This is a genomic window from Coprococcus comes ATCC 27758, assembly GCF_025149785.1.
In the GTDB taxonomy this organism is placed as follows: Bacteria; Bacillota; Clostridia; order Lachnospirales; family Lachnospiraceae; genus Allocoprococcus; species Allocoprococcus comes.
This window is the reverse complement of sequence record NZ_CP102277.1, coordinates 623,374-647,705: the sequence shown is the minus strand read 5'-3', so window position 1 is coordinate 647,705 and position 24,332 is coordinate 623,374. Positions and strand designations below refer to the sequence as shown.

General features: G+C 45.8%; 29 protein-coding genes. 6 read left to right on the top strand and 23 right to left on the bottom strand.

Annotated elements, in window-relative coordinates:
- The 3 genes from hflX to NQ556_RS03450 are packed head-to-tail and all read right to left on the bottom strand — an operon-like array spanning window position 1 to window position 2,256.
- Window positions 1–1,242, bottom strand: a complete 1,242-nt coding sequence (gene hflX / locus NQ556_RS03460) for a GTPase HflX (protein WP_022220997.1) — start codon at window positions 1,240–1,242, stop codon at window positions 1–3.
- Window positions 1,243–1,302: 60 nt separating this feature from the next.
- The gene (locus tag NQ556_RS03455) at window positions 1,303–1,857 is read right to left on the bottom strand and encodes a tetratricopeptide repeat protein (protein WP_049938179.1); all 555 of its coding nucleotides are present in this window, start codon (window positions 1,855–1,857) and stop codon (window positions 1,303–1,305) included.
- A gap of 39 nt (window positions 1,858–1,896) precedes the next feature.
- Window positions 1,897–2,256 (bottom strand): ArsR/SmtB family transcription factor, encoded by a 360-nt coding sequence (locus NQ556_RS03450; protein WP_044999049.1) that lies wholly within the window; start codon window positions 2,254–2,256, stop codon window positions 1,897–1,899.
- 313 nt (window positions 2,257–2,569) lie between these two features.
- Between NQ556_RS03450 and NQ556_RS03445 the strand changes: the two genes are divergently transcribed.
- Window positions 2,570–2,821, top strand: coding sequence for a hypothetical protein (locus NQ556_RS03445; protein WP_204576147.1), 252 nt, complete (start codon window positions 2,570–2,572; stop codon window positions 2,819–2,821).
- Window positions 2,822–2,844: 23 nt separating this feature from the next.
- Here the strand turns inward: NQ556_RS03445 and NQ556_RS03440 are convergent, their stop codons facing one another.
- The 10 genes from NQ556_RS03440 to NQ556_RS03395 form a co-directional block, all read right to left on the bottom strand.
- A complete protein-coding gene (locus NQ556_RS03440) occupies window positions 2,845–4,515 on the bottom strand; it encodes a recombinase family protein (protein ID WP_005335872.1) in 1,671 nt (556 codons plus the stop codon).
- The gene (locus NQ556_RS03435) at window positions 4,516–4,713 is read right to left on the bottom strand and encodes a hypothetical protein (RefSeq protein ID WP_002595102.1); all 198 of its coding nucleotides are present in this window, start codon (window positions 4,711–4,713) and stop codon (window positions 4,516–4,518) included.
- Window positions 4,714–4,954: 241 nt separating this feature from the next.
- Window positions 4,955–6,292 carry a virulence-associated E family protein gene (locus tag NQ556_RS03430; RefSeq protein WP_007047420.1) on the bottom strand — a complete coding sequence of 446 codons (1,338 nt, stop codon included), beginning with the start codon at window positions 6,290–6,292 and terminating at the stop codon, window positions 4,955–4,957.
- Window positions 6,261–6,905, bottom strand: a complete 645-nt coding sequence (locus NQ556_RS03425) for a CHC2 zinc finger domain-containing protein (protein ID WP_002595104.1) — start codon at window positions 6,903–6,905, stop codon at window positions 6,261–6,263. Before NQ556_RS03425 ends, NQ556_RS03430 begins: the two co-directional genes overlap by 32 nt.
- 66 nt (window positions 6,906–6,971) lie before the next feature.
- Entirely contained in the window at window positions 6,972–8,546 is a 1,575-nt protein-coding gene (gene mobQ, locus NQ556_RS03420; protein ID WP_002595105.1) for a MobQ family relaxase, read from the bottom strand.
- A 103-nt stretch (window positions 8,547–8,649) separates the two neighbouring features.
- Window positions 8,650–9,066: a hypothetical protein gene (locus tag NQ556_RS03415; RefSeq protein ID WP_002595106.1), complete on the bottom strand. Its 417-nt coding sequence runs from the start codon at window positions 9,064–9,066 to the stop codon at window positions 8,650–8,652.
- Between the two features lie 2 nt (window positions 9,067–9,068).
- Complete coding sequence (locus NQ556_RS03410; RefSeq protein ID WP_002595107.1) at window positions 9,069–9,266, bottom strand: helix-turn-helix transcriptional regulator; 198 nt, start codon at window positions 9,264–9,266, stop codon at window positions 9,069–9,071.
- Window positions 9,267–9,583: 317 nt separating this feature from the next.
- A complete protein-coding gene (locus NQ556_RS03405; protein WP_005335898.1) occupies window positions 9,584–9,880 on the bottom strand; it encodes a DUF3847 domain-containing protein in 297 nt (98 codons plus the stop codon).
- Window positions 9,873–10,214 (bottom strand): DeoR family transcriptional regulator, encoded by a 342-nt coding sequence (locus NQ556_RS03400; RefSeq protein ID WP_005335900.1) that lies wholly within the window; start codon window positions 10,212–10,214, stop codon window positions 9,873–9,875. The genes NQ556_RS03405 and NQ556_RS03400 overlap by 8 nt, the downstream gene beginning before the upstream one ends.
- Complete coding sequence (locus tag NQ556_RS03395) at window positions 10,211–10,399, bottom strand: hypothetical protein (RefSeq protein WP_002304353.1); 189 nt, start codon at window positions 10,397–10,399, stop codon at window positions 10,211–10,213. The genes NQ556_RS03400 and NQ556_RS03395 overlap by 4 nt, the downstream gene beginning before the upstream one ends.
- Before the next feature lie 482 nt (window positions 10,400–10,881).
- Here NQ556_RS03395 and NQ556_RS03390 point away from each other — a divergent pair, with 482 nt between their 5' ends.
- Entirely contained in the window at window positions 10,882–11,688 is an 807-nt protein-coding gene (locus NQ556_RS03390; RefSeq protein ID WP_008372835.1) for a helix-turn-helix domain-containing protein, read from the top strand.
- Window positions 11,689–11,749: 61 nt separating this feature from the next.
- On the opposite strand, the gene NQ556_RS03385 is transcribed toward NQ556_RS03390, so the two are convergent.
- From NQ556_RS03385 to NQ556_RS03375, 3 genes are read right to left on the bottom strand one after another with little or no spacing between them, the layout of a single operon-like run.
- Window positions 11,750–12,712: a DUF3658 domain-containing protein gene (locus NQ556_RS03385; protein ID WP_005335911.1), complete on the bottom strand. Its 963-nt coding sequence runs from the start codon at window positions 12,710–12,712 to the stop codon at window positions 11,750–11,752.
- Between the two features lie 29 nt (window positions 12,713–12,741).
- Window positions 12,742–13,119: a TnpV protein gene (locus tag NQ556_RS03380; RefSeq protein WP_005335912.1), complete on the bottom strand. Its 378-nt coding sequence runs from the start codon at window positions 13,117–13,119 to the stop codon at window positions 12,742–12,744.
- Window positions 13,079–13,351, bottom strand: a complete 273-nt coding sequence (locus NQ556_RS03375; RefSeq protein WP_002593556.1) for a helix-turn-helix domain-containing protein — start codon at window positions 13,349–13,351, stop codon at window positions 13,079–13,081. The genes NQ556_RS03380 and NQ556_RS03375 overlap by 41 nt, the downstream gene beginning before the upstream one ends.
- A 420-nt stretch (window positions 13,352–13,771) precedes the next feature.
- On the opposite strand from NQ556_RS03375, the gene NQ556_RS03370 reads away from it, so the two are divergent.
- From NQ556_RS03370 to NQ556_RS03355, 4 genes are all read left to right on the top strand, one after another.
- Window positions 13,772–14,194: a transposase gene (locus NQ556_RS03370; RefSeq protein ID WP_243426637.1), complete on the top strand. Its 423-nt coding sequence runs from the start codon at window positions 13,772–13,774 to the stop codon at window positions 14,192–14,194.
- 593 nt (window positions 14,195–14,787) lie between these two features.
- Window positions 14,788–15,630 carry a D-amino acid aminotransferase gene (locus NQ556_RS03365; RefSeq protein WP_008372820.1) on the top strand — a complete coding sequence of 281 codons (843 nt, stop codon included), beginning with the start codon at window positions 14,788–14,790 and terminating at the stop codon, window positions 15,628–15,630.
- A 262-nt stretch (window positions 15,631–15,892) separates the two neighbouring features.
- Window positions 15,893–16,348 carry a hypothetical protein gene (locus NQ556_RS03360; RefSeq protein WP_243270692.1) on the top strand — a complete coding sequence of 152 codons (456 nt, stop codon included), beginning with the start codon at window positions 15,893–15,895 and terminating at the stop codon, window positions 16,346–16,348.
- Window positions 16,317–16,856 (top strand): transposase, encoded by a 540-nt coding sequence (locus tag NQ556_RS03355; protein ID WP_243426636.1) that lies wholly within the window; start codon window positions 16,317–16,319, stop codon window positions 16,854–16,856. Before NQ556_RS03360 ends, NQ556_RS03355 begins: the two co-directional genes overlap by 32 nt.
- Before the next feature lie 296 nt (window positions 16,857–17,152).
- Here the strand turns inward: NQ556_RS03355 and NQ556_RS03350 are convergent, their stop codons facing one another.
- The 7 genes from NQ556_RS03350 to NQ556_RS03320 all read right to left on the bottom strand — a co-directional run bounded on the left by NQ556_RS03350 (window position 17,153) and on the right by NQ556_RS03320 (window position 24,307).
- Window positions 17,153–17,827 (bottom strand): uracil-DNA glycosylase, encoded by a 675-nt coding sequence (locus NQ556_RS03350; RefSeq protein WP_022220126.1) that lies wholly within the window; start codon window positions 17,825–17,827, stop codon window positions 17,153–17,155.
- Window positions 17,828–17,843: 16 nt separating this feature from the next.
- Entirely contained in the window at window positions 17,844–18,608 is a 765-nt protein-coding gene (hisF, locus tag NQ556_RS03345) for an imidazole glycerol phosphate synthase subunit HisF (protein ID WP_008372815.1), read from the bottom strand.
- Between the two features lie 11 nt (window positions 18,609–18,619).
- The gene (hisH, locus tag NQ556_RS03340; RefSeq protein WP_044999043.1) at window positions 18,620–19,225 is read right to left on the bottom strand and encodes an imidazole glycerol phosphate synthase subunit HisH; all 606 of its coding nucleotides are present in this window, start codon (window positions 19,223–19,225) and stop codon (window positions 18,620–18,622) included.
- Window positions 19,226–19,368: 143 nt separating this feature from the next.
- Window positions 19,369–20,829 (bottom strand): sensor histidine kinase, encoded by a 1,461-nt coding sequence (locus NQ556_RS03335; RefSeq protein WP_008372813.1) that lies wholly within the window; start codon window positions 20,827–20,829, stop codon window positions 19,369–19,371.
- Complete coding sequence (locus NQ556_RS03330) at window positions 20,826–21,506, bottom strand: response regulator transcription factor (protein WP_022220129.1); 681 nt, start codon at window positions 21,504–21,506, stop codon at window positions 20,826–20,828. Before NQ556_RS03330 ends, NQ556_RS03335 begins: the two co-directional genes overlap by 4 nt.
- A 113-nt stretch (window positions 21,507–21,619) precedes the next feature.
- Window positions 21,620–22,183, bottom strand: coding sequence for a manganese efflux pump MntP (locus tag NQ556_RS03325; protein ID WP_204575807.1), 564 nt, complete (start codon window positions 22,181–22,183; stop codon window positions 21,620–21,622).
- 441 nt (window positions 22,184–22,624) lie between these two features.
- Window positions 22,625–24,307 (bottom strand): phospho-sugar mutase, encoded by a 1,683-nt coding sequence (locus NQ556_RS03320; protein WP_008372807.1) that lies wholly within the window; start codon window positions 24,305–24,307, stop codon window positions 22,625–22,627.
- Window positions 24,308–24,332 lie beyond the last annotated feature (25 nt).

Below are 24,332 nucleotides of genomic sequence, written 5' to 3'. Positions count from 1 at the left end.
TTATACCCTCCCGTCAAGCTCTTTCGGCACGTATGCAGATACATGGATTCCATCTTCTTTGTATTCTTCCTCCAGCAGTTCTCCATACTTCCGGATGAGCTGGATTTTCCCGGATTCCTGATAGGAATAAACTCGTTCGATATAAATTTTCTGCTCCCGCAGGATCTCTTCTATTGCCTGAAGAAGCGCCTCCAGACCTTCTCCGGTCTTTGCAGACACCTGTACGATCCGGTCTGCCTTAAAGTCACGTACCGTCAGGCTTTCCCCGATCCTGTCCATCTTGTTAAATGCCGTGACCACCGGTTTGTCCATTGCCTCCAGACGCTGCAGTGTCTCATACACCACATACATCTGCTCATCCATCTGTGGATTGGATGCATCGACTACATGCAGGATCAGATCCGCATACTTCGCTTCTTCCAGCGTACTTTTAAATGCATCAATCAGATGATGAGGCAGCTTCCGGATAAAGCCTACCGTATCTGTCAGAAGAATCTCCTGCCCACTTGGCAGCTTCCGGCTTCTTGTCGTCGGATCAAGAGTTGCAAAAAGCTGATCCTCCTGCAGCACACCGGCTCCGGTCAGTGTGTTGAGAAGCGTGGACTTTCCGGCATTGGTATAACCGACAATTGCCACGACCGGGATCCGGTTCTTCGTCCGCTGTTCGCGTGTCAGTTCCCGGTGTCTCTTCACCTCCCTGAGTTCACGGTTCAGCTGTGCGATCCGGTTCTTGATGAGTCTCCGGTCCATCTCCAGCTTCTTTTCTCCCGGTCCTCTGGTTCCGATTCCACCTCCCAGACGTGACATCGCCCTTCCTGCCCCAGTAAGCTGTGACTGCCGGTACTTAAGCTGTGCCAGTTCTACCTGGATCTTTCCTTCACTTGTAGAAGCCCGTCCTGCAAAAATATCCAGAATGACCATCGTCCGGTCCATTACCTTCACATCCAGAATATCCGTCAGATTGTTCATCTGTGCCGGAGACAGCTCATCATCACAGACGATCCCGGTTGCGTCAAGCTCCCACAAAAGCTCCCGGATTTCCTCAATCTTGCCTTTTCCGACATAAGTTCCCGGATGGACAAGCTCTCTTTTCTGGATTACCCGTCCGACCGCTTCCGCACCTGCGGTCTTCACCAGATCCTTTAACTCATCCAGAGAATCTTCCGTGTCATCGTTCTCCCTTGTACTGACACCGACCAGAATTACCCTTTCCTTTTCTTCTTTTATTTCATAAAGTGCCATATTATTCTCCCCTGCCAGATTTCTTTCCGTCCCGGATCAGATCTGCTCATCCGATCCGCTCTACTGCTGATCTCCTTCCGAAATCTGTGTATTTAAAAATTCCTGCTCTTTCAGCGCTTTTTTGTCATCTGGATTTGCTTTCAGATAACTGTCCAGCTTCTCTTTTGCAGACTGGTAATCCCCTGCTTTTTCATAGGCAACTACCAGATTATATGCCATTTCTTTTAGCAGCTCTTTTCCTGCGCCTGAAAGCTCCTGCCCATTTTCGAAATAATACACTGCCTTTTCCGGTTTATCCAGTTCCAGATCGCAGATTCCCAGAATATTATAAAGAGTTGCTGTCTCTTCCGTTCCATTCTTCAATGCTTTTTCCAACGCCTTCTCTGCCTTTTCATACTTTTTCTGTTCCCAGTAGCAGAGTCCGAGTCCGCGATAAGCCTCTCCCAGATTCTTCTTTTTGTCTACCGCATCCTGGAATTCCACCTCTGCATTTTTATAGTCTTTTTCTTCCAGATACTTCGTTCCTTTTTTTACAGAACCAGCACATCCCGTTACTGTCATACAAAGTGCTACAAGGATCCCTATGATTACCTTTTTCTTTCTTCCTGCTGTCACTGTTATCGTTTCCTTCCTTCGATATTGATATATCATCTGTTATTCCAGAATATGCTCCATTCCCTGGTTCATGATGGTCTGGATATGATCATCAGCAAGGGAATAGAACACCGTTTTTCCTTCCCGTCTGTTCTTCACAAGCTTCATCTGCTTGAGCATCCGGAGCTGATGGGAAATCGCGGACTGCGTCATTCCAAGAACTTCCGCCAGATCACAAACACACATCTCAGACTGAAAAAGAACACATAAAATCCGGATCCGCGTGGTATCTGCAAATACCTTGAAAAAATCAGCAAGATCCTTCAAAACCTCTTCATCCGGTATATGCCCCTCTGCCTTATGTACAAGTTCTTCGTGTATACAAAATGTATCACAACATTCTACTTCTATCTTTTTCATAGTTACCCCTTTCATATGAACAAGTATTCATATATCTATTATGCCAAATGATCTCTTTACGGTCAACTGTTTCCATTGATTCCGGCATGCAAAGTAAAAAAGAAGTTACTGTTCACTCCCCAATGTCATTTAGTTAAGTTACAGGGTTAGCCCCTAATTGTGGGTCTAACCCAAATTTTTTCAAAAAAGCTACCCAAAGGGTTGACATAGGGTGCAAAATGTGCGGCCGCTCTCGCTACTGATAAATTTGTTGAGGTAGCGAGAGCGGCCCTTGAATTAGTGGTATATCACTTTCTCAAGGAGGCACATGATCATGATTCATCAACAAATCAAAGAACTGTTTTTTTCTTCTGTGGAACACATTGTTTCTGATATTTCACAGTATGCTGTCCATCCCGATTCCGATTTCAAGAGAAGCAAAAAAATCCCTGCCCAGAAACTTATTTCCTTTCTCGTTTCACAAGGCTCATCTTCCACCAGGGTTGAAATGTTTTATCCCCAATTAGGTGTAAAATTCTGCTCGATGGCGGGCGGCGGCGTACAAAAATCTATATGGTGTTTTTAAGAGAACCATCCAGGCGGGACAGGTCAGGCAGTGACCTGTTCCACCTCCGGGATGGGTTTGAGATTAAAATGAATTTCGATAGAAATGTGTCTTGTTTTATCTTCGTCAATGCGCTCATGCACGACGATTTCTTTGATTAAGCGGTTAAGGGTGGCTGCATCCAGCTCTGTGATGTTGGCGTATTCCTGAATGGCTTCCACCCATTGTTTTGCATCATTGGCAAGCTGGACTTCATCGGACAGCCGCTTTCTGCCCTCGGACACTTTTGTTTTAAGCTCCGTCTGCTCGGTCTGCGTCTTTTCCAGCATGGTGTTGAAGTTCTGCTCACTGATACGCCCTGCAATCATATCCTCATAAAGCCGCATTACCATTTTGTCCAGAACCTCAATCCGTTCCTCGTCCCTTGTAAGGGAGCGTTCCATTGCTTCCCGCTGTTCCCGCTGCTCGGCTTCACAGGTATTGGTCAGGCGGTCGGCAACCGCTTCTCCGTCCATCAGGGCAGCTCTGGCACATTCCCGGATTTTCCGCAGCACATGACTGTAAAGGGTGTCATAATCAATCCGGTGCTGGGTGCAGTGGTTCTTTCCAAAGGCATTGTAGGTCTTGCAGGAGTAAATCCGCTGGGGATGTTTTGCGTTTGTGTAGCGTATCGTCAGCGACTTCCCACACTCGCCGCATTTTATCAGTCCGGCAAACAGGCTGATTTCATTGGTCTGCCCCGGACGCTGGCGGGATTTCAGCTTGTTCTGCACAATATCAAAGCTCATGCGGTCAATCAGCGGTTCGTGCTGTCCCTCAACCACAACCCAGTCCTCCGGTTTCTTTTCCCCAATCGTGCCGATTTTGAAGCGGTAGTCTTTTTTCTGGGAAGCAATCGCCCCGGTGTAGACGGGATTCATCAAAAGGTCTTTGATAACGGAGAAGTCCCACATATACCGCCCGTTTTCCGGGTCTTTCTTTTCCCATTTGGTGCGGGTATTGCGAAGCCCCCGTTCCCGGTTCCACCATGTGGGGCAGGGGATTTTTTCTTCCTCCAGCCGTCTGCGGATATAGTTCGGACCATGACCGTTTAGGGCATATCCGAAAATCAGCCGCACAATCGGGGCGGTTTCCTCGTCAATGAGCAGATGGTTTTTGTCCTCCGGGTCTTTCCGATACCCAAACGGGGCAAGACACCCGGTAAACTGTCCTTTCTGCGCTTTCAGAAGATAAGAGGAATGGACTTTCTTGGAAATATCCTTGCTGTACATCTCGTTCAGGATATTCTTGAACGGGGCAATGTCGTTGTTATCCCGTAAGGTGTCGATACCGTCATTCATGGCGATATAGCGCACCCCGTTTCTTGGGAAAAAGTCCTCAATCAAATGCCCGGTTTGCAGATAGTTACGCCCCAGTCGGCTGAGGTCTTTCGTGATAACAAGGTTGATTTGCCTGCGCTCAATGGATCTCAACATTCTCTGTAAATCAGGACGCTCCATATTAAGACCTGTGAAGCCATCGTCCTGATAGACTGCCACAACCTCCCATCCCTGCTTTTCGCAGTATTTTTCCAGCATATCACGCTGGTTTGCGATACTGGCACTTTCGCCTTGCAGGTCATCGTCCTTTGACAGTCTGCAATAGACCGCTGCACGATAGCCCCCGGCAAGTGCCGAACCGATTGTTCTGTATTCCATTTCGTTCATCATAGCCATTTACCCACACAATCCAGACGGTATCCGGCTCTTTTGAACCTCATCTTCATTATACTTCAATTCTTTCTTTTTAGCAAGATATTCTTTTGTATTTGTCTTGCCGTATTTCTGGGAAATCAGGCTGACGAACACATCGGTGGCGTCCAGCTCCCCGTCAAATACAGTGGTCACATGAATCTCTGTTTTGTTTTTTGCCATAGGCAGTTATCCTCCATACATGAAAATAGCCAGACAGAGGGTGTCGGCAACGAAGTCCGGCAACGGGCTTCAAAAGACCTTGCAAACAATCTCAATCTGGCGGTGGTTACTATTTATACTTTTCTTTTATTTTTCTGTTGTTTTGGTTGTCATAGGGGAGAAAAGCCCGCAGTTATGGGTTTTTCCCCGGCAACCGGCTCGGCAACGGGATAGCAACGAAGTCGGCAACGGGCTGTCATTTTCAGAATGGAAGCTCCATCTGCTCCGTGACCTCCACAAAACCGTCCATAGATTTTTCGGGCGGGTTGTCGGTGTCCGTTGCCGGGATTTCACGCTCCCAGCCCTTTTGTCTGCCATATTCCGCAAACATTCTTGGATTGGAAAAGTAGTTCCACCCGGTAATGCACTGGTTCATTATCTCGTTGATTTCCCGGATTTCCCATTGCTTCGGCTCGTCAAAGGTGTGATTTAAGGCTTCCTTGTAGAGCTGCTTGGAACAGACCGTTTCCCCGGTGTACTTATCAAGGTAAGCCTGTATCATCCCGGCTTTGGTGTCCTCCGGCATAAAATCCCGCTGGTGTTCTTTGAGATACCGCTGCATGGCTGGGCTGAATGACAGCTTGTACCTGCCGCTTCGGTAAATCTCCATTGCTTCCGCCCACATCTGGCTGATATAGGCTCTGGAAGCGGCTTCGTCCTCCAAAATGTGAACCTCGGCTTGCTCCGGGTACACCATGACCGGGATAAATCGGCGGTTGCCGGAACGGTCAAGGGGGAGAAAGTCAAGGGCGTTGGAAGTACCGCCGAACACGCACTGACGGGGACGGTCTGCCGGGTGGGTTTCATAGGGTATCTTATAAACCTCTTTCTGTCGGCTTAGAAAAGACTTGATTTCCTCAATGCTCTTGGCATTGGCGGTTGCCATCATTTCCGACATTTCAATTATCCAGTGACCTTGCAGCTTGCGGTACACGTTATCATCGTCCAGCTTCCGCAAATCATCGGAAAACCACTCGTCCCGGACTGCCAGCAGACGGAAGAAGGTGGACTTGCCAGCCCCCTGACCGCCTACCAGACACAGCATGATTTCAAACTTGCTTCCGGGCTTAAATGCCCTTGTAATCGCCCCCAAAAGAAACAGCTTTAGGGCTTCATAGGTGTAATCGTCCACATCCGCCCCCAGAAAGTGCCGCAGACAGAAGCGGATGCGCTCCGTCCCGTCCCATGCAAGGCTGTTCAGAAAATCCCGGATGGGGTGGTACTTATTCTCATTCGCCACAATCCCGATGGCGGTTTCAATCTTTTTCTCACTGGTCAGCCCGTAGGTTTCCTCCAGATAGAGAAGCAGATACTTCATGTCTGTATCGGTCAGGGCTGTGCTTTCTCTGTGAAAACCGATGGGCTTTATGATGTCCTTTCGGTCGGTCAGGATGTTATAGGCGATTGCCCCGGCAAGCACCGGGTCACGCTGGAATACGGTCAGGCAGTTCCGTATGCTCTGGCGGACACCGCCTTTCTCGGTGGTTTCCAGAGTTGCCTTTACTTCCTCAACGCTCTGGGGCGGCTGCATGGCGTTCATGGTGTTTTTTAGTTCTTGCTGCGTCTGCGGCGGCAAGCTCTGCCATTCGCTGTTCAAGCTGTATCACATCCTTTCCATGTTCCGTAATCAGTGAAGCGATTTCCTCCGTATCCCCAAACAGCAGCACATCCAGCAGATATTCCACATGGGCTTGCTTCTGCAAGGCTTCCACGAACCGGGGATGAAACGCTTCCTCCGGGGAGTGCGGGGCATAGTCGGTTTTCCATACCCGTAAGAGGTGTAGATAATCGGCAAGGACACGGAAGCAATGTGCCTTTGCTTCCCGGAACTGTTCTTCCGGGGATTTCTGCCGGGGCTTGGGCTTCCTTGCCCTGCCCGGTGGCTTCCAGTCCTCATAGGCAAGCCCGAAGTCACTCGCCAACTGTGCGGCGGCTTCCTTTTTCCCCAGCCCGTACAGGGCAGCTACAAAATCAATCACATCCCCATCTGCACCACATCCGAAGCAGTGGAAACGCTTGTCCAGCTTCATGCTGGGGGTCTTATCGTTGTGGAACGGGCAGCAAGCCATCCCGTTTCTGTTTACCCGGATTCCGTAATGCTCCGCAGCCTGTCTTGTCGTAACGGACTGCTTCACAGCTTCAAATACATTCAAATCAATTCCTCCTTGTAAAAAAGAAAAGGCACTTATCATTCTCAATCTGAAAATGGCAAGTGCCTGTTAAAGTTCCATATCCTGTTGTTTGTGTTTCGTCTGCGCCGGGGCGTTTTTCTGTGCTCTCTTCTCGTCAGCCTTATCCTGCAAGACTTCTTTGAGGGGCTGCTTCTTGGGCGGCTCTTTGCTTTCCTCTGTGCCGGGTGTGGCTTTCCGTACCCAGTAGCGGATGTCCCACAGCTTCTTCAAATCTTCCTGCACCTCGGTCAACGGTACTTTCAAGTCTGCGATTTCGTCCACAAGCTTCGCCTGTTCCTGCAAAAGCTCCTTTTTCGTGCTGTCCTTATCGTCCGGGTGCTTGGCAAGGTAGGCACTGGCTTTCTCAAACCGGGCAACCTCCGGGTGTTCCAGCTTGAATTTTTCCTTAGTTTTCTTGAAAAATATCTTCTGGTATTTCTCATAAACGGGCTTACATTCCTTACAGTCCGTCCGGGCGGCAAGGATAGCGTCAATCACGTTGCTGCGGGTTTCCTTTGGCTTCATCTGCTTTCGGTAGTCGGCGGCAGATTTCCCGGACGTTTCTATAAAGTTTTCCAAATCCTCCACGGTGGAAAGTCCCTTTCTCTGGAGATAGGACAGGGCTTCGCTGACTGCCTTTAAGTCTTTGGAAGTCCCCCGGCTTTGTCCCGCCCGTGTCCAGCTGCTCCGTTCTGCCTTTCGTATCTCCATATACTTCATCAGCAGATTGGGAAGAAAGACCGCTTCCTCCGCAGCTTTTTGGGCAAGCAGTTCATTCCGCTTTTCGCTAAGCTCCGCAATCCAGCCTTTGAGATTTTTAATAAGCTGCCGGATGGACTTCATCAAACTATTGGCGGCTTTGATTTCTCGGTTCAGGTTGCCGATGTTCGTCTGAATCCCACGCTTTTCCATCTGCCGGACAGCAGCCCCTTCATGGACGGTAGGGATAATATCAAGCCCCTGTCTTTCGTAAGAACGGAGATCTACTCGTTCCGGGCGGTTGTTGGCTTCCAGATAGCGGTTTTGGATGACCTCCCATTCATGCCGCCAGATTTCGCCATATTTGCGGTCGTTCCAGTCAACCGTATCTTCCTTGTGGCTTTTCCACCTGCCGGACGGGAGCTTGATTCGTTCCCCGTTCTTATCAAGTTCATAGACCTTGCGGCTCTTGGGAAGCCATTTCCCACGCTCATCCATTGCCCGCATGGTCAGCATGACATGGGCGTGTGGGTTTCCGTCCCCTTTGTCATGGATGGCAAAATCCACGCACATTCCTTTGGAAACAAACTGCTGGCGGCAGAAATCCCGTACAAGGGCGGCGTACTGGTCGGGCGGTATCTCTCTGGGAATGGAAAGCACCCACCGCCTTGCAAGCTGGGAGTTCCATTGCTTCTCAACAGCTTCGGCAGCGTTCCAGAGGGTGTTGCGGTCTGTGTACTCCAGGGGAGCGTTTGCCGGGAGCAGGATTTCATTGTGGACGATACCACGCTTTTCCGGGTAGTGTTTTACTTCCTGGTCATATTCACAGAACAGCTTTTCGCCGCTCTGGTAAGCAGCGGCGGCAACCGCAGACTGGCGGTGGCTGCGCTGCACAATAGAGATTTCGTTGTGTGGACAGGGCATTTTGTGTTCCTCCTTTCCGTTTTTGGACATAGAAAAAGCAGGATACCTTTTCAGATTTCCTGCTTGTTGTGCCGCTGGGGGCGGCGGGTATTTAGTAATACATTTACATAGTTTTGTGCAAGTACCAAAGTCGCACAATAAATACAATTTGTCCAATAGCATAAGCCCCAATAATAGTGAAACATGGGACTACTGTCATATATCCGGTGAAAATCAAAGCAAAAATAGAAACAGCAATCGTAACATTCATTACCTTGAAGCCACTTGCCATAGCAGCATTACTAAGCGAAATATTTCTCTCGTCATTTTCCTCTATTTCCATTTCTTTGGTTTTCTTAACGAACAAGTCGCACACACCAGATACAATCAGCAAAATTCCAATGAGAGATGTACCTACTACTATTAAGTCGGGACGTGGCACAGGTATTATTTCATGTACTCCCAAACCGTATGTTAGCAATCCTCCCAGTAGAATAATCATTCCTGTAACTGTCATTAAAATCAACAACCTTTTTTTCATAATCAATCCTCCTCGTAAATAAAAATTTCTTCAATACTCATGTTGAAATATCTGGCAATCTTAAATGCCAACTGAATAGATGGGTTATAGCGTCCGTTTTCCAAAGAGCCGATGGTCTGTCGTGATACTTCCAATGCATTTGCTAAATCTTCTTGCTTTATGCCTCGTTGCTTTCGTAATTCTTCCAGGCGATTTTTCATGTCATCCTCCTCTCTTATGGAAAGTTAACTTTCCATGCTTCCATTATATCACATAGTTCTTTTATGTCAAGTTAGCTTTCCATTTGCATTATATTTTATGAAACTTATCGGCTGGGAACAGCTTGCAACGCAAGGTGTCCCCAGATGGCAAGTCCACAAAAGGGTAGCTGGCGGCAGCCAGCGCAGGGGAAGTGTAGCGTCCCCTGTTTGATTTGGAGCAGACCGTGGCTGCGGAAAATCACAGCCCTCCTGCAAGGAGCCTTCGGAGAACGCAATGCACCAACCTCTGGGTGGTGTATAATTGCGCCCTTAGTAAACTAAGGGGTTTCCGGCTTCTCCCGTTCCAGCAGTTTTTTCAATATATCTTGCGTGTCCTGCCTGTGAAAAATGAGTTTCAGCAACAGCATGACATCATCGTCCGTCAGGCGTTCCGGCTCTTGCAGAAAACTTTCCAGCATACCGCCACGAGTACAGAGCCGGTGCGTCCGTTCCTTTCGGGTAAGCTGCTTCAACTGGTGCTGCAATGCCTTTTCATCATTGATGGCTTTCCGCAGTTTCTTTTCGCTTTTCTCCAACTCCCGGTTGAGCTTTCCCAGCTTTGAGGTATCAGGCAAGGGTAGCGCCCTCCTTTCCCGGTATCAGCACATAAATCCTGTTCGGTTCTCCCACGCCCTGACGCACCCGCATGATAAGTCCGGCGGTTTCCAGTTCATTCAAAGAACGCTTGACCGTCATGAGGCTGCGGGACAGGACTGCGGCAATGGCTGTGATAGGGAAGCAGACAAAAAGAATCCCGTTCTCGTCCGCCTGCCCTCTGAAAAGCATAGCGTCCAACATCCGGCAGTACATGACCTTTGCGGTGCTGCTGACTGGAAATCCTGTCAACGCTCTGGGAAATGGCATACAGGGCGGCAATGGTGTGTCTATCGTCATAAATTCAAAATTCATTCGGTGTGTTCCTCCTTTTTCTTTGCTCGTTTGGATAAATAACGGGGGCAGTCAATCACAACCGCCCGGAAGCTCTGCTTGCACCCATGCTGGCATTTCCGGCATAATTCGTTGTAAGTGACACGCCCCCGGTCATTGAGGTAAAAGGAAAGCTCATGCTTCCGCTTTTTGCTCATTCTCGGCATGTTACGTTTCCTCCCGTTTTCGTGTATGGTTTCGGGGCGATTTTCGGCAAAATTACAGCCATAGAGCCGCTTAAAATCTCCCGAAGTCTCAGCGATAGGGTAGACTATCTCCCTATCAAATTGTCGTGTTTCGGTATCATTTCGGTGTCAGTTCGCCAGTTCTCCCCGGTGTCGTTCCTCCCCTGAATCTCACAGCGGCGTATCGCTCCCTTTGGTACGCTCGTTTCGGTCAGGGTTCCTCCATATCCCTGCCAAAAGTCATGGCGCTACATCGCCGGGGAAGCATATCCCACACAGGCTGGTCATTCGATTGGAATAATCCATCGATGAACTACCTGTATCATAGAACATTTTTGTGCCCTGTGCCGTATATCCACAAAGTAGGAATCAGGGGGAAAATCAGAAATTTCCACGATTGCGGAAAGTGTGATATAATCCAGTTAAACGGCAGAAATAAAACCACCGGAAAGGAGCGTGCGCCCATGAAAGTTGCAACAAGCATACAGGAACGCCTTTGGGAACTCCGCAAAGACAAAGGCTTAAATCTGGAAGAACTATCAAAGCTGACGGGCATTTCTAAATCAGCCCTTGGCAGTTATGAAAAAGAGGATTATAAGGAAATCAATCATGGCAACCTTATCACGCTGGCAGACTTCTATGGGGTTTCCGTCGATTATCTGCTGTGCCGGACAGAGAACAGGGAGCAGATCAACACGCCACTGACGGAGCTGCATTTGAACGATGAGATGGTGGCACTGCTGAAAAGCGGTCGGATTAACAACCGTCTGCTCTGCGAACTTGCCACCCATAAGGACTTTATCAAGTTTCTTGCGGACATTGAGATTTATGTGGACGGGATTGCCACCATGCAAATCCAAAATCTCAACTCCCTTGTTGATACCGTCCGGCATGAAATTATTGAACGGTATCGCCCCGGCGAAGATGACCCGCATTTGAAGGTGCTGCAAGCCGCACATATCAGTGATGATGAGTATTTCAGTCACATGGTTCTGGATGACCTCAACCTGATTATCCGGGATATTCGGGAATTCCACAAAAAGGACAGCGAGAGTGCGCCCCAAACTACCGTTGCCGATGAACTGAAAGAAAATCTGGAAGCGGTCGAAAATTTCAAGGGCAGTCGAGATGAAAAACTGGTTATCCTTTACTGCAAGCAGCTTGGTATCAACTATAAAAACCTGTCAGAAGAAGAATTTCGCTGGTTCATTCGTATTCTCAAAAAATCAAAGAAAATGGGAACGCCTATCAGCCAGAGGAAAAAACGGTAAAGGAAAACCGCTGTTGCATGGTTTGTTGGATTCCATGTAGCAGCGGTTTGTGCTGTGGTTATTATTTCATTCGTTTTCTTAATATTCGGCGATAATTTGTTTCTCCCTTTGGTGCGTCCTGTATAATTTCCAACACACCATCTTCAAGCATTTTATCAATGCGATTGGAAATCCATACATCACTAATTCCAAGTTGATATTTTCCTAAAACATTACCTATGACAATAGCCATTTTGAATTGCTCTGGCTGTTCCGCAATTTCACGAAGAATGAAACTATCATATATATCTTCTGAAACGCTTTGCAATTTACCATTTAACATTGCACGCAAAGGTGCATTTTCATTTTGAAGTTGATTCCATTTCATAGTACAAGCTGAAAGAAATACAGGATTAGCTTTCTCTTGTAGAGTTATATAGTTTCCCCATTCGCCAGGAGAGACCTCGCCCCATGCTATTTTGGATGTCATAGTATTTTCTTTTCCATATTCCCATGTAGGTAACTTAACCAAATAAATTGTTGTCTGGCAGTTTAATGGTTGAAGTTGTTTCATAAGCCAATACATACCACAAAGCTCATCTGGATTATAGCTATACCAAATGCGAATTTCTTCCCCAGCTACATATCGTTCAATCACTGAGGTCAATGTAGTTTTAATTTTCTGTATTTTTTCTTCAACCTGATAATCTAAATCCTCTACAAAGCAGACAGACAGCATTTTCTTGAAAATATTTTTCCGCTGTTCGCCAATTCCATTATCAGAAATATCTCCCACACTAAGAGCCATATCAAAACAATAAACATCACTGCTCTTGCCTCCCAATGGAATAGCATTCTCCCAAGCAATGCGTTCTTGTTCCTGTGCTTGAAGCTGTGCCTTTTTCATTTCATCTGAAGATGGAACACTCCCGTCTTCGTGCCTCATAAATATTGAAACAGCACTTCCTCTATACTTTCCCTTGCCGTAAGTTTGGGCAATTTTCAAACTTCCACAGGCACTTTCACCAAATACAATTTCAATCATCTTATATACCTCCGATTTAATTGCTCCCGTTATGAATAAATCATCTCATACAAAACAATTTCTTCTGCCCTGTTGTGAATGTTATTGCAACGCTGCACCCATTCCATTTGTCGGGTACACTTCAATTCCTCTGTCACGCCCTCGGTAGCTTTCATCTGCTCCATGATAGTGTCTAACCGTTTTTGTGCCTGTTCATTCAGGTCTGCAAGATATGTCAACAATTCTCCGGTCAGTATCAATGTATTCAATCTGGCTGGGTGGACTTCTCTTAAATATTCCCGGTGCATTCGTCCGTACTTTCCGATAGGGCGGTGTTCCTCCGGCAGTTTCAAGCCTGGAATGTAGTAATCTCCGACAAGGATATAATCAATTCCGTTTTCCGTTATTCTTGGTTTCAATTCGCTCATGTTCCTTACCTCCTGTGGAAGCAGGCTCGTCTGGTACTAACTCAATCACATCAGTAATCTCACAATTCAGAGTTTCACAGATACGGGCTAATGTATCCATGCTGATGTGCTTTCCCTCTTTGCTCATGTTGGCAATCATATTTGTTGTCATACCAGCAGCAAGCCTTAAATCCTCTTTTCTCATATCACGCTCTAACAGTGTGTGCCAGAGTGGTTTATAGCTGATGTGCATATTGTTTTCCTGCCTTTCTATCCATACCACCGGGGCGGTTGCCCCGGCAGGAACTTTTCTCTTATTATAACACCAATCTTGTGAAATCACAATTTATTCTTGTAGCCTGCCGCTGATACCGTCTGGATTGTGCATTCCCTTTCTTTTTGTTCCCTTTAATTAGCCATGAACTGCTTGATTTCTGGGGACTGGATTCTTCCATACCAACCGCTTCTGCTCTCAGCCAGCAGCGCGCAAAGCTTAAACCTGATGCGCTGGAAGCTGTATTCCGGCACTTTAATTCCACTTCCATGGAATTGCCGCCCGCTTCCTTTATGGATTCGCATTACCGTTTCCTGGCTGCCGATGGCTCTACCTGCACTTTTTTCAGCACTCCGGCTTTCTCATCACCAGACTACTACTGTTGCCCGGCACGATGTTTTGGATGGAATAAAAAATGTCTATATCGGTGACCGCGGCTATTGCTCTTATAATAACATGGCACATGTTGTGGAACAGGGACAGTATTTCCTGTTCCGTACCAAGGATATCCATTCCAAAGGACTGGTCGGCAATTTTAATTTTCCAGATGCGGAATCCTTCGATATTAATGTCAGCGTCATACTGGTCCGGAGCCATTCGAAAAAAATTTTGGCAGACATCCACACAGAAGGTTACATACGCTTTGTTGATCAGTCAGCTGCTTTCGATTACATTGAATATGGAAGTTATGATACATATGAGCTGTCCTTCCGTATTCTACGCTTCCCTATCAGCACTTCTACATACGAGTGCATCGTGACCAATCTGCCACGTGATGAATTCCCTGTGGAACGTATCAAAACCTTGTACAATGCCAGATGAAACATTGAATCCTCATTCAGGAAACTGAAATATACCATTGGGCTGAGTAATTTCCATGCATATAAACCCGAATACGTGAAACAGGAAATATGGGCAAGGCTACTTGCATCATTATAATCCGTTTTGAGGCAGATTTGCAATCTGTCTTTTTGTCGTGCTTTCCTTCATGAGTAAATCGTAAACATATCTGTAAAACTGTTCCACTAAGGCCCATCTGTAATTTGTTCTGTAAGAATTCGCTCCCTATTAAACGTTAACTAAATGACATTGGTTCAGTACCCTCACAATTACGCGCAAAAATCCATTCCAAATCAGCTGCTCCGATAGGATTTTTGCCTTCCAGCCTAATTTTTCTTACGGTCAGCGCAGTAAATGCGCAGACCTACTGAACAGTTATAATTATTCTATATTATACAGAAAATTTTTACATATGACAATGGGAAAATATAGGACCTTTTATACAATATGTCCAAAAACATTAGCTAAAATCCTTCCTATTTCCTTTACTTTCCTCCTGTTCCATGCTATGATAGCGATAGAATATTTCAGTTATATCCGAAAAAATTTTTTCGTAAATTCAGGAGGAAATGTAAATGAAAACACTTGGCTACTACAACGGTAAATTCGGACCTCTGGAAGAGATGACCGTTCCGATGAACGACCGCGCATGTTATTTCGGTGATGGTGTGTACGAGGCGACACTGGCGAGAAACGGAAAGATCTTCGCTTTAAAAGAGCACCTGGACCGTTTCTTCAACAGCGCCGGACTCATTAAGATCGATATCCCTTACACAAAGGACGAGCTTGCGGCGATCCTCTACGATATGCTGGCAAAAATGGACGATAAGGATATCTTCATCTACTGGCAGATGACCCGGGGAACCGGCATCCGTCAGCACCAGTTCCCAGCTGCAGGCACAAAGCCGAATCTCTGGATTTTCATGAAGCCTGGGAAATCGGCTGACTCCAGCAAACGTCTGAAACTTACAGACATGGAAGACACCCGTTTCCTCCACTGCAATATCAAGACATTAAACCTTCTCGTCAACGTCATGGCGGCAGAGAAAGCGGAGTCTCTCGGATGCGGCGAGTGCGTCTTCCACCGCGGTGATATCGTCACCGAGTGTGCCCACAGCAACGTTTCCATCATCAAGGACGGCGTATTTAAGACCCACCCGGCAGACCACTATATTTTACCGGGAATCACAAGAATGCACATCATCCAGATCTGCAAGGATAACGGGATCATCGTCGACGAGACACCTTTTACCATGGCAGAGCTGATGGATGCCGACGAGATCATCGTCTCCAGCTCCACAAAATTCTGCTCCCCGGTCTGCGAGATGAACGGCACCCCGATCGGAGGAAAGGCACCGGAGTTAGTGGATTTGATCCAGAAAAAGTATACAGAAAAATTTGAAAATGAGACCATGTAAATGATCAGAAGGGCTGTCGCATTAGCTAATGCGACAGCCCCCCATTTTTATCCGTAACTGTTCAGTACCCAATGTCATTTAGTTAAGTTACAGGGTTAGCCCCTAATTGTGGGTCTAACCCAAATTTTTTCAAAAAAGCTACCCAAAGGGTTGACATAGGGTGCAAAATGTGCGGCCGCTCTCGCTACTGATAAATTTGTTGAGGCAGCGAGAGCGGCCCTTGAATTAGTGGTATATCACTTTCTCAAGGAGGCACATGATCATGATCCATCAACAAATCAAAGAACTGTTTTTTTCTTCTGTGGAACACATTGTTTCTGATATTTCACAGTATGCTGTCCATCCCGATTCCGATTTCAAGAGAAGCAAAAAAATCCCTGCCCAGAAACTTATTTCCTTTCTCGTTTCACAAGGCTCATCTTCCACCAGGGTTGAAATGCTTGATTTCTGGGGACTGGATTCTTCCATACCAACCGCTTCTGCTCTCAGCCAGCAGCGCGCAAAGCTTAAACCTGATGCGCTGGAAGCTGTATTCCGGCACTTTAATTCCACTTCCATGGAATTGCCGCCCGCTTCCTTTATGGATTCGCATTACCGTTTCCTGGCTGCCGATGGCTCTACCTGCACTTTTTTCAGCACTCCGGCTTTCTCATCACCAGACTACTACTGTTGCCCGGCACGATGTTTTGGATGGAATAAAAAATGTCTATATCGGTGACCGCGGCTATTGCTCTTATAATAACATGGCACATGTTGTGGAACAGAGACAGTATTTCCTGTTCCGTACCAAGGATATCCATTCCAAAGGACTGGTCGGCAATTTTAATTTTCCAGATGCGGAATCCTTCGATATTAATGTCAGCGTCATACTGGTCCGGAGCCATTCGAAAAAAATTTTGGCAGACATCCACACAGAAGGTTACATACGCTTTGTTGATCAGTCAGCTGCTTTCGATTACATTGAATATGGAAGTTATGATACATATGAGCTGTCCTTCCGTATTCTACGCTTCCCTATCAGCACTTCTACATACGAGTGCATCGTGACCAATCTGCCACGTGATGAATTCCCTGTGGAACGTATCAAAACCTTGTACAATGCCAGATGGTCTATTGAATCCTCATTTAGGAAACTGAAATATACCATTGGGTTGAGTAATTTCCATGCGTATAAACCCGAATACGTGAAACAGGAAATATGGGCAAGGCTACTTGCATCATTATAATCCGTTTTGAGGCAGATTTGCAATCTGTCTTCTTGTCATGCTTTCCTTTATGAGTAAATCGTAAACATATCTGTAAAACGGTTCCACTAAGGCTCATCTGTAATTTGTTCTGTAAGAATTCACTTCCTGATTAAACGTTAACTAAATGACATTGTACTGTGAACAGTAACAAAAAGAATGTGCATCTCCGACACGTAGTGCCTTTTGTTTCATAGGAAGTTCCTATGAAATAAAAAAGGAAAAACAGACTGCAAATAAATCTTCACAGTCTGCCCGAAATCTCTATTTTTTATTCTTTACAATTCATCAATCTGCCAGTCGATTGGCTCTACACCATGCGCCTCAAGGAATTTATTTGTCTGGCTGAACGGTTTGCTTCCGAAAAATCCACGATACGCAGAAAGCGGACTCGGATGCGGTGCTTCCAGGATCAAATGGTTCGGATTGGTCAGCATTCTCTTTTTCATCTGTGCCGGTCTTCCCCACAGAATAAATACAATCGGCCTGTCCTGGGTATTGAGTACACGGATTGCTGCATCTGTAAATTCTTCCCAGCCAATTCCACGATGTGAATTAGCCTGATGTGCTCTTACCGTAAGAACCGTGTTGAGAAGAAGTACTCCCTGCTCCGCCCATTTCACCAGATTGCCGTGGCTTGGGATCGTACATCCCAAATCATCATGCAGTTCCTGATAAATATTCACCAGTGACGGTGGAATATCAACCCCTGGTTTCACAGAAAAGCTTAAACCCTCTGCCTGTCCATCTCCATGATATGGATCCTGACCAAGGATCACAACCTTGACATCCTTAAGCGGTGTCAGATGAAATGCATTAAAGATGTCATCTGCCGGAGGATATACCCGGTGTGTCCGGTATTCCTGATTCACTGTTTCAAACAGTTTCTTATAGTATGGCTTGGAAAATTCACCTTTCAGTGCATCCAGCCAGTCATTGTTAATTGCTGCCATATTCCCCACCTTTTCTCTACAGACGTACCGATACGCCTTTTTCTCTCAAATATTCTTTTACTTCTCTGATTTCCAGCTCTTTATAGTGGAACAGGGATGCCGCAAGTGCCGCGTCTGCCTTCCCCTCTTCACCGAGTGCTTCGTAGAAATGCTCCAGATTACCTGCTCCTCCAGATGCGATTACTGGAATTGATACATTTTCCGCGATCGTCCTTGTCAGCTCCAGATCGTATCCGGCCTTCGTGCCGTCACAGTCCATACTGGTCAAAAGAATCTCTCCTGCGCCAAGTGCTTCTACTTTCTTCGCCCACTCGACCGCATCAATTCCCATATCAATGCGTCCGCCATTTTTATAGATATTCCACCCACTGCCGTCTTCTCTTCTTTTCGCATCAATCGCGACAACCACGCACTGGCTTCCAAACTTCTCCGCTGCTTCCCGGATCAGTTCCGGTCGATTGATTGCAGAAGAATTGATGGAAATCTTGTCCGCACCTTCACGAAGCAATGCCTTAAAATCGTCAACGGTCCGGATTCCACCACCTACCGTAAATGGAATAAACACACACTCAGCAACTTTACGCACCATGTCAACCACCGTGCTTCTGTCGTCCGAAGATGCCGTGATATCCAGAAATACCAGTTCATCCGCACCTGCCTTATCATAAGCCTTCGCAATCTCAACCGGATCTCCTGCATCTTTGAGATCCACAAAATTCACACCTTTTACAACCCGTCCGTTCTTCACATCAAGACATGGGATAATTCTCTTTGTAAACACTGTCTGCCCTCCTACAATTCTACAAAATTTTTCAGTATCTGAAGTCCTGTATCACTGCTCTTTTCCGGATGGAACTGGCAGGCAAATACATTTCCCTGTTCAACCGAAGCATGAATATGCGTGCTGTACTCGGTTGTCGCTTTTACAATATTTTCATCTGTTGCTTTCAAATAGTAGGAATGAACAAAATATACATACGGCTCTTCAGGTAAATCTTTAAACAATCTGCCGTCATTCTGAAGCTTCAGAGAGTTCCATCCCATATGCGGGATCTTAAGTCCCGGACAGTCCGGAATTCTAAGGATCTCTCCTTTTAGAATACCAAGTCCCTCCACACCTGGCGTCTCGTCACTTCTTTCAAACAAAAGCTGGAGCCCAAGACAGATTCCAAGAAGCGGGATTTGTCTCTCTGCTACTTCACGAAGCACTTCATCCAATCCATATTTTTTCAGATTGTACATGGCATTGCCAAATGCACCGACTCCCGGAAGGATCACTTTATCGGCAGAAAGTATCTCTTCTCTGTCTCTTGTGATAACCGCATCCTCACCAAGATATTTTAACGCTTTTTCTACACTTTTAATGTTTCCTGCATCATAATCAATAATCGCTATCATCCGCATATCCTCACGATTTTTATATTCTTGTAGTTATTCAAAAGAGCTTTTTCCGCTCATGTCACAATCTTCTTCCCTGTGTCAATCAGTAATAAGCTCTTTTATAATGTACCACGTTACAGTGTGAATTGCAAGATTCGCATTTATTTCATGTCCAGTTCAAACCAGAACTCAACACCATTGGTATGATTGATCGCACCGTATCCTTTTCCAAAGGAGTCCATGATCGCCTTCACAATGGAAAGCCCGATACCATTTCCCCCGTATTCTCTGGTCCTTGCCTTATCAACCTTATAGAATTTCTCCCAGATATGTGGCAGATCTTCCTCCGGAATCGGCGTTCCGGTATTGAATACGGTAATTTTTGCCATATCATTTTCCTGGGTGATCTTGATCTCGATCACTTTCTCACCATCGATATGGTTCAGTGCATTGTTGACATAGTTCCGGACAACCTGCTCAACCTTAAACTCATCTGCCCAGACATAAACAGGGTTCTTGTGGCGGAAAATCACTTGTGCTTCTTTCTGCTCGATCAGAATATCCAGACTCTGCAGGACACCCGAAATCAATGAAGTAATATCAAACCGTTCAAACTGTACATCATCCTCACCAAATTCCAGCTGGTTCAGGGCAAGTAGATTCTTCACCATCCGGTTCATCTTTCCTGCCTCGTCCATAATGACTTCACAGTAGAACTCCCGGCTCTCCGGATCATCATTGACTCCTTCTTTCAGGCCTTCTGCATATCCCTGGATCAGGGCAATCGGCGTCTTCAGTTCATGGGAAACATTCCCCAGGAATTCACTTCGCATATTTTCTCGTTTTTCTTTCTGCTCAATGTCTTTCTGCAATTTATAGTTGGCTTCTTTCAGATTGGAAATCGTCTTCTCAAGTCTTTCTGACATCCGGTTAAAGTTCTCTCCCAGTACACCGATTTCGTTGCTTCCGCCGCTGGTATATTTTGCATCAAAATCCAGATCGGCCATCTTCTGTGAAAGTGTTGCGAGCTCCATGATCGGCTCCGTGATCCTTTTTGAGAAATACCACGCAAGCAATACACTCACAAGAATCACACATCCGCCGACGACTCCGATAAATCTGTTAAAAATCGTGACTGCCGAACGAATACTCTCCAACGGGCTTCGCATGATAAAGATATCACCATTGTCAAAGTTTCCCCACATAGTCAGGTACTCTGTATTATTTTGCGGATCAACCGACTTGCAGATATCATAACTGTCCGTTTTTTCCAGAACCTCCTGATGATTCTTATCGTACAGATATCCGAAAAGCTGTACGACCATCATCTGTTTTTCTCTTACATTAGTATAAACCACATTGTATTCTGAATCGATGACTGCAATGGAAATATTATTTTTCTCTGTAAATCTTCCCAGGTCTTTTTCCGGTGTCTCAGAATTGATTGTCCCGTTCTCCACACCTTCCTGCACCATTGTATAAGCCTTTATAAATTCTGATTTCTTATTAGAAATATAATATTTCTCCAGAAAGCTTCCGTTGACGATCATAAATACAACGATCATAAACAGAATCAGACCTACAAAAACAGTCATCATCTGTCTTTTTATTGAATATTTCATGACTGTACCTCGAATTTATACCCCATACCCCAGATAGTCTTAATATAATCTCCTTTATCACCAAGTTTACTTCTCAGCTTCTTTACATGGGTATCAATGGTTCTGGCATCCCCGAAATAATCGTAATTCCATACATTGTTAAGAATCTTCTCTCTCGATAAAGCAATCCCCTGATTCTCCACAAAATAAGTCAGAAGTTCAAACTCTTTGTAACTGAGTTCGATCGGTTTTCCATCGATCTTCACCATATGTGCTGCTTTATCAATCTCGATCCCGTCCGCATGAAGCAGATCATCCGAAGCAAGCGCATTGGTTCTGCGCAGAATCGCAGTAACTCTTGCAACCAGGATCTTCGGGCTGAACGGTTTGGAAATGTACTCATCCACACCGAGTTCAAACCCCTGAAGCTCGTCCCTCTCTTCACTTCTTGCGGTCAGCATAATGATCGGAACCTTTGATTCTTTACGGATCTCACGGCAGGTCTGCCAGCCATCCATATGCGGCATCATGACATCCAGAATGATCAGTGCAATATCTTTTTCTTCATAAAAAATGTCCATTGCTTCCATACCGTCTCCGGCTTCGAGTACAGCATATCCTTCTCTTTCCAGGAAATCGCGCACCAATTTGCGCATACGGCTTTCATCATCTACTACAAGAATTTTCAGTTTATCCATAACTCTCACGGGCTCCTTTTTATCACTTTATTTCTAATTATACACCAGAATAGCAGATAATTGTGTTCTTTATGTGAAAGAAGAACAACAGGATCGTAGTTTCGTATTTATTTTTATTCTAAAAAGCCAAGATGCTCTAACAAAATCTTCAGACCAAGCAGAATAAGGATGATCCCACCGACAATTTCGGCTTTGTTCTTATAGCGGGCTCCAAAGACATTACCAATCTTTACTCCGGCAAAGGAAATGATGAAGGTCACGATTCCGATAAAACAGACCGCCGGAATAATATTTACCTTAAGAAATGCAAAGGTAATTCCTATAGCGAGTGCATCAATGCTGGTTGCTACTGCGAGAAGGAACATGGTCTTCACATCCAGGCTTGCATCGGCTTCCTCTTCGTCATTGTCCAATGCTTCGTGAATCATATTTCCACCAATCAGCGCAAGTAATACAAATGCGATCCAGTGATCTATAGAAGCAATGGCTTCCTGGAACTGCGCTCCTAAAATATAACCAATTGCCGGCATCAATGCCTGAAATCCGCCAAACCATAAGCCAACAATAGCCGCCTTTTTGAAAGTGCACTTCGGCATAGCAAGTCCTTTACAGACAGAAACTGCAAATGCATCCATGGACAGCCCTACTGCAATCAAAAACAATTCAATTAAACCCATAATTTTTCTCCTTTTTAAAGCTAATCATCTTATCCAATGTGAAAATAATTGTCTGCGGCAATGCTTTGCCTGCACTTGGCTCATCGTATATAATCGAGCAGGCTGACTCCTACTCGATTTGTATACTTTGTACACCATCTCGCTTAACAGCTTGATGATGTACATTCGCCAAATGCAGATACTTGTGCAAGCACAAATCTGCACTTGGCTCATCGTATGCACAAAAAAAGACTTATTCGTAGCATAAAATACTACGAATAAGTCTCATTATTTAAAGCTATGCCAGACAGCCATTGCTGTCAGTATGTTGACAAAGCTACGTCATCGCGCCAACTACTCCCTTATCGATAAAAATTATTATATCGGGCAGGTTCTTTTCTGTCAAGCCTGATTCTCTGCAAATTCAGATCAGACTCATTCTCCAAAATCAGCTTTTGACTGCTACACCATGATCGGCTTTAATGCTTCTGCGAATTTGTCTTTCTTTGCCTGTGCTTCTTCCAGATCTTTTCCAAGTGTTGTGTAATAGATCTTAATCTTCGGCTCTGTTCCTGAAGGACGAACAATAACAGTCTCGCCATCTTCCAGTTTGTAGATCAGTACATTCGCAGAAGGAAGTCCGGTTTCTTCCGGTTTGGTGTAATCTGTAACAGATGCAACTTTGATTCCGGCTACTTCTGTGAGTGGATTCTTACGAAGATTTTCCATGATACCTGCCATCTTGTCCATTCCGCTAAGTCCCGGGAATTCAAAGCTGTCTACTTTGTTCAGATAACGTCCGTACTGCGCGTAGATTTCTTCCAGTCTCTGCTTCAGTGAGCTTCCTATGCTTCTGTAGTAAGCTGCCATTTCACAGATCAGCATAGATCCGATTACAGCATCTTTGTCACGTACATATGGTCCTGCAAGGTATCCGTAGCTCTCTTCAAATCCAAAGATGAAACGGTCTACTTCTCCGGCTTCTTCAAGCTGTGCGATCTGGTCACCGATCCACTTGAATCCGGTAAGTACGCTTCTGAGTTCTACACCGTAATGCTCTGCAACTGCATCTGCAAGCGGAGTAGATACGATTGATTTTACAGCAACTGCTTTCTCAGGCATGGTTCCTTTTTCAATACGTCCTGCGCAGATGTAATCGAGAAGCAGAACACCGACTTCGTTACCACTTACCAGTTCGTAAGAACCATCCGGGCACTTCATTGCAATACCTACACGGTCTGCATCCGGGTCTGTTGCAAGCATCAGATCTGCATCTGTCTCTTTTGCAAGGTTAAGTCCAAGCTCCAGAGCTGCAAAAATTTCCGGGTTCGGATAACTGCAGGTCGTGAAGTATCCGTTTGGATATTCCTGTTCCGGAACGATTGTGATATCTGTGATTCCGATGTCTTTTAATACCTGTGTTACCGGAACAAGTCCTGAACCATTGAGCGGGCTGTATACCAGCTTCAGTCCTGCTGTCTTGCAAAGTCCCGGTCTTACCTGACGTGATTCGATTGCTTCATAAAGTGCCTTCTTGCAGTCATCTCCTACAAAACGAATCAGCCCTTTTTCTACACCTTCTGCGAAGGATATGTATTTTGCACCTGTGAGGACATCTGTCTTCTGGATCTCAGCATATACGATTGCTGCTGCATCATCTGTCATCTGGCATCCGTCCGGTCCATATGCTTTATAACCATTGTATTTTGCCGGGTTGTGGGATGCAGTTACCATAACACCTGCATTGCAGTTATAATAACGTGTCGCAAATGAAAGTGCCGGCACCGGCATCAGCGCGTCATAGATTCTGACATTGATTCCGTTTGCTGCCAGAACACCTGCTGCTGTCTTTGCAAATACATCACTCTTCAGACGGCTGTCGTAGCTGATTGCCACAGTCTGTGTGCCACCCTGTGTCTTAACCCAGTTCGCCAGTCCCTGTGTTGCCTGACGTACTACATAAATATTCATACGATTCGTTCCTGCTCCGAGAACTCCACGAAGTCCTGCTGTTCCAAACTTCAGAGCTACAGCGAAACGATCTTTTATCTCTTCGTCATTTCCTTCAATTCTCGCTAATTCCGGACTCAGATCGGCATCTTCCAGATCTGCTTCCAGCCAACGTTTGTACTCTTCCTGATACATCTTGACCACTCCCTACTATAATTTG

Bases quoted from the DNA above. Each gene is read 5' to 3' on its own strand.
- hflX (WP_022220997.1), bottom strand. From the start codon at position 1,242: ATGGCACTTTATGAAATAAAAGAAGAAAAGGAAAGGGTAATTCTGGTC.
- NQ556_RS03450 (WP_044999049.1), bottom strand. From the start codon at position 2,256: ATGAAAAAGATAGAAGTAGAATGTTGTGATACATTTTGTATACACGAA.
- NQ556_RS03445 (WP_204576147.1), top strand. From the start codon at position 2,570: ATGATTCATCAACAAATCAAAGAACTGTTTTTTTCTTCTGTGGAACAC.
- NQ556_RS03440 (WP_005335872.1), bottom strand. From the start codon at position 4,515: ATGGCTATGATGAACGAAATGGAATACAGAACAATCGGTTCGGCACTT.
- NQ556_RS03435 (WP_002595102.1), bottom strand. From the start codon at position 4,713: ATGGCAAAAAACAAAACAGAGATTCATGTGACCACTGTATTTGACGGG.
- NQ556_RS03430 (WP_007047420.1), bottom strand. From the start codon at position 6,292: ATGAACGCCATGCAGCCGCCCCAGAGCGTTGAGGAAGTAAAGGCAACT.
- mobQ (WP_002595105.1), bottom strand. From the start codon at position 8,546: ATGCCCTGTCCACACAACGAAATCTCTATTGTGCAGCGCAGCCACCGC.
- NQ556_RS03415 (WP_002595106.1), bottom strand. From the start codon at position 9,066: ATGAAAAAAAGGTTGTTGATTTTAATGACAGTTACAGGAATGATTATT.
- NQ556_RS03410 (WP_002595107.1), bottom strand. From the start codon at position 9,266: ATGAAAAATCGCCTGGAAGAATTACGAAAGCAACGAGGCATAAAGCAA.
- NQ556_RS03400 (WP_005335900.1), bottom strand. From the start codon at position 10,214: ATGAATTTTGAATTTATGACGATAGACACACCATTGCCGCCCTGTATG.
- NQ556_RS03395 (WP_002304353.1), bottom strand. From the start codon at position 10,399: ATGCCGAGAATGAGCAAAAAGCGGAAGCATGAGCTTTCCTTTTACCTC.
- NQ556_RS03390 (WP_008372835.1), top strand. From the start codon at position 10,882: ATGAAAGTTGCAACAAGCATACAGGAACGCCTTTGGGAACTCCGCAAA.
- NQ556_RS03385 (WP_005335911.1), bottom strand. From the start codon at position 12,712: ATGATTGAAATTGTATTTGGTGAAAGTGCCTGTGGAAGTTTGAAAATT.
- NQ556_RS03380 (WP_005335912.1), bottom strand. From the start codon at position 13,119: ATGAGCGAATTGAAACCAAGAATAACGGAAAACGGAATTGATTATATC.
- NQ556_RS03375 (WP_002593556.1), bottom strand. From the start codon at position 13,351: ATGCACATCAGCTATAAACCACTCTGGCACACACTGTTAGAGCGTGAT.
- NQ556_RS03365 (WP_008372820.1), top strand. From the start codon at position 14,788: ATGAAAACACTTGGCTACTACAACGGTAAATTCGGACCTCTGGAAGAG.
- NQ556_RS03360 (WP_243270692.1), top strand. From the start codon at position 15,893: ATGATCCATCAACAAATCAAAGAACTGTTTTTTTCTTCTGTGGAACAC.
- NQ556_RS03350 (WP_022220126.1), bottom strand. From the start codon at position 17,827: ATGGCAGCAATTAACAATGACTGGCTGGATGCACTGAAAGGTGAATTT.
- hisH (WP_044999043.1), bottom strand. From the start codon at position 19,225: ATGATAGCGATTATTGATTATGATGCAGGAAACATTAAAAGTGTAGAA.
- NQ556_RS03335 (WP_008372813.1), bottom strand. From the start codon at position 20,829: ATGAAATATTCAATAAAAAGACAGATGATGACTGTTTTTGTAGGTCTG.
- NQ556_RS03330 (WP_022220129.1), bottom strand. From the start codon at position 21,506: ATGGATAAACTGAAAATTCTTGTAGTAGATGATGAAAGCCGTATGCGC.
- NQ556_RS03325 (WP_204575807.1), bottom strand. From the start codon at position 22,183: ATGGGTTTAATTGAATTGTTTTTGATTGCAGTAGGGCTGTCCATGGAT.
- NQ556_RS03320 (WP_008372807.1), bottom strand. From the start codon at position 24,307: ATGTATCAGGAAGAGTACAAACGTTGGCTGGAAGCAGATCTGGAAGAT.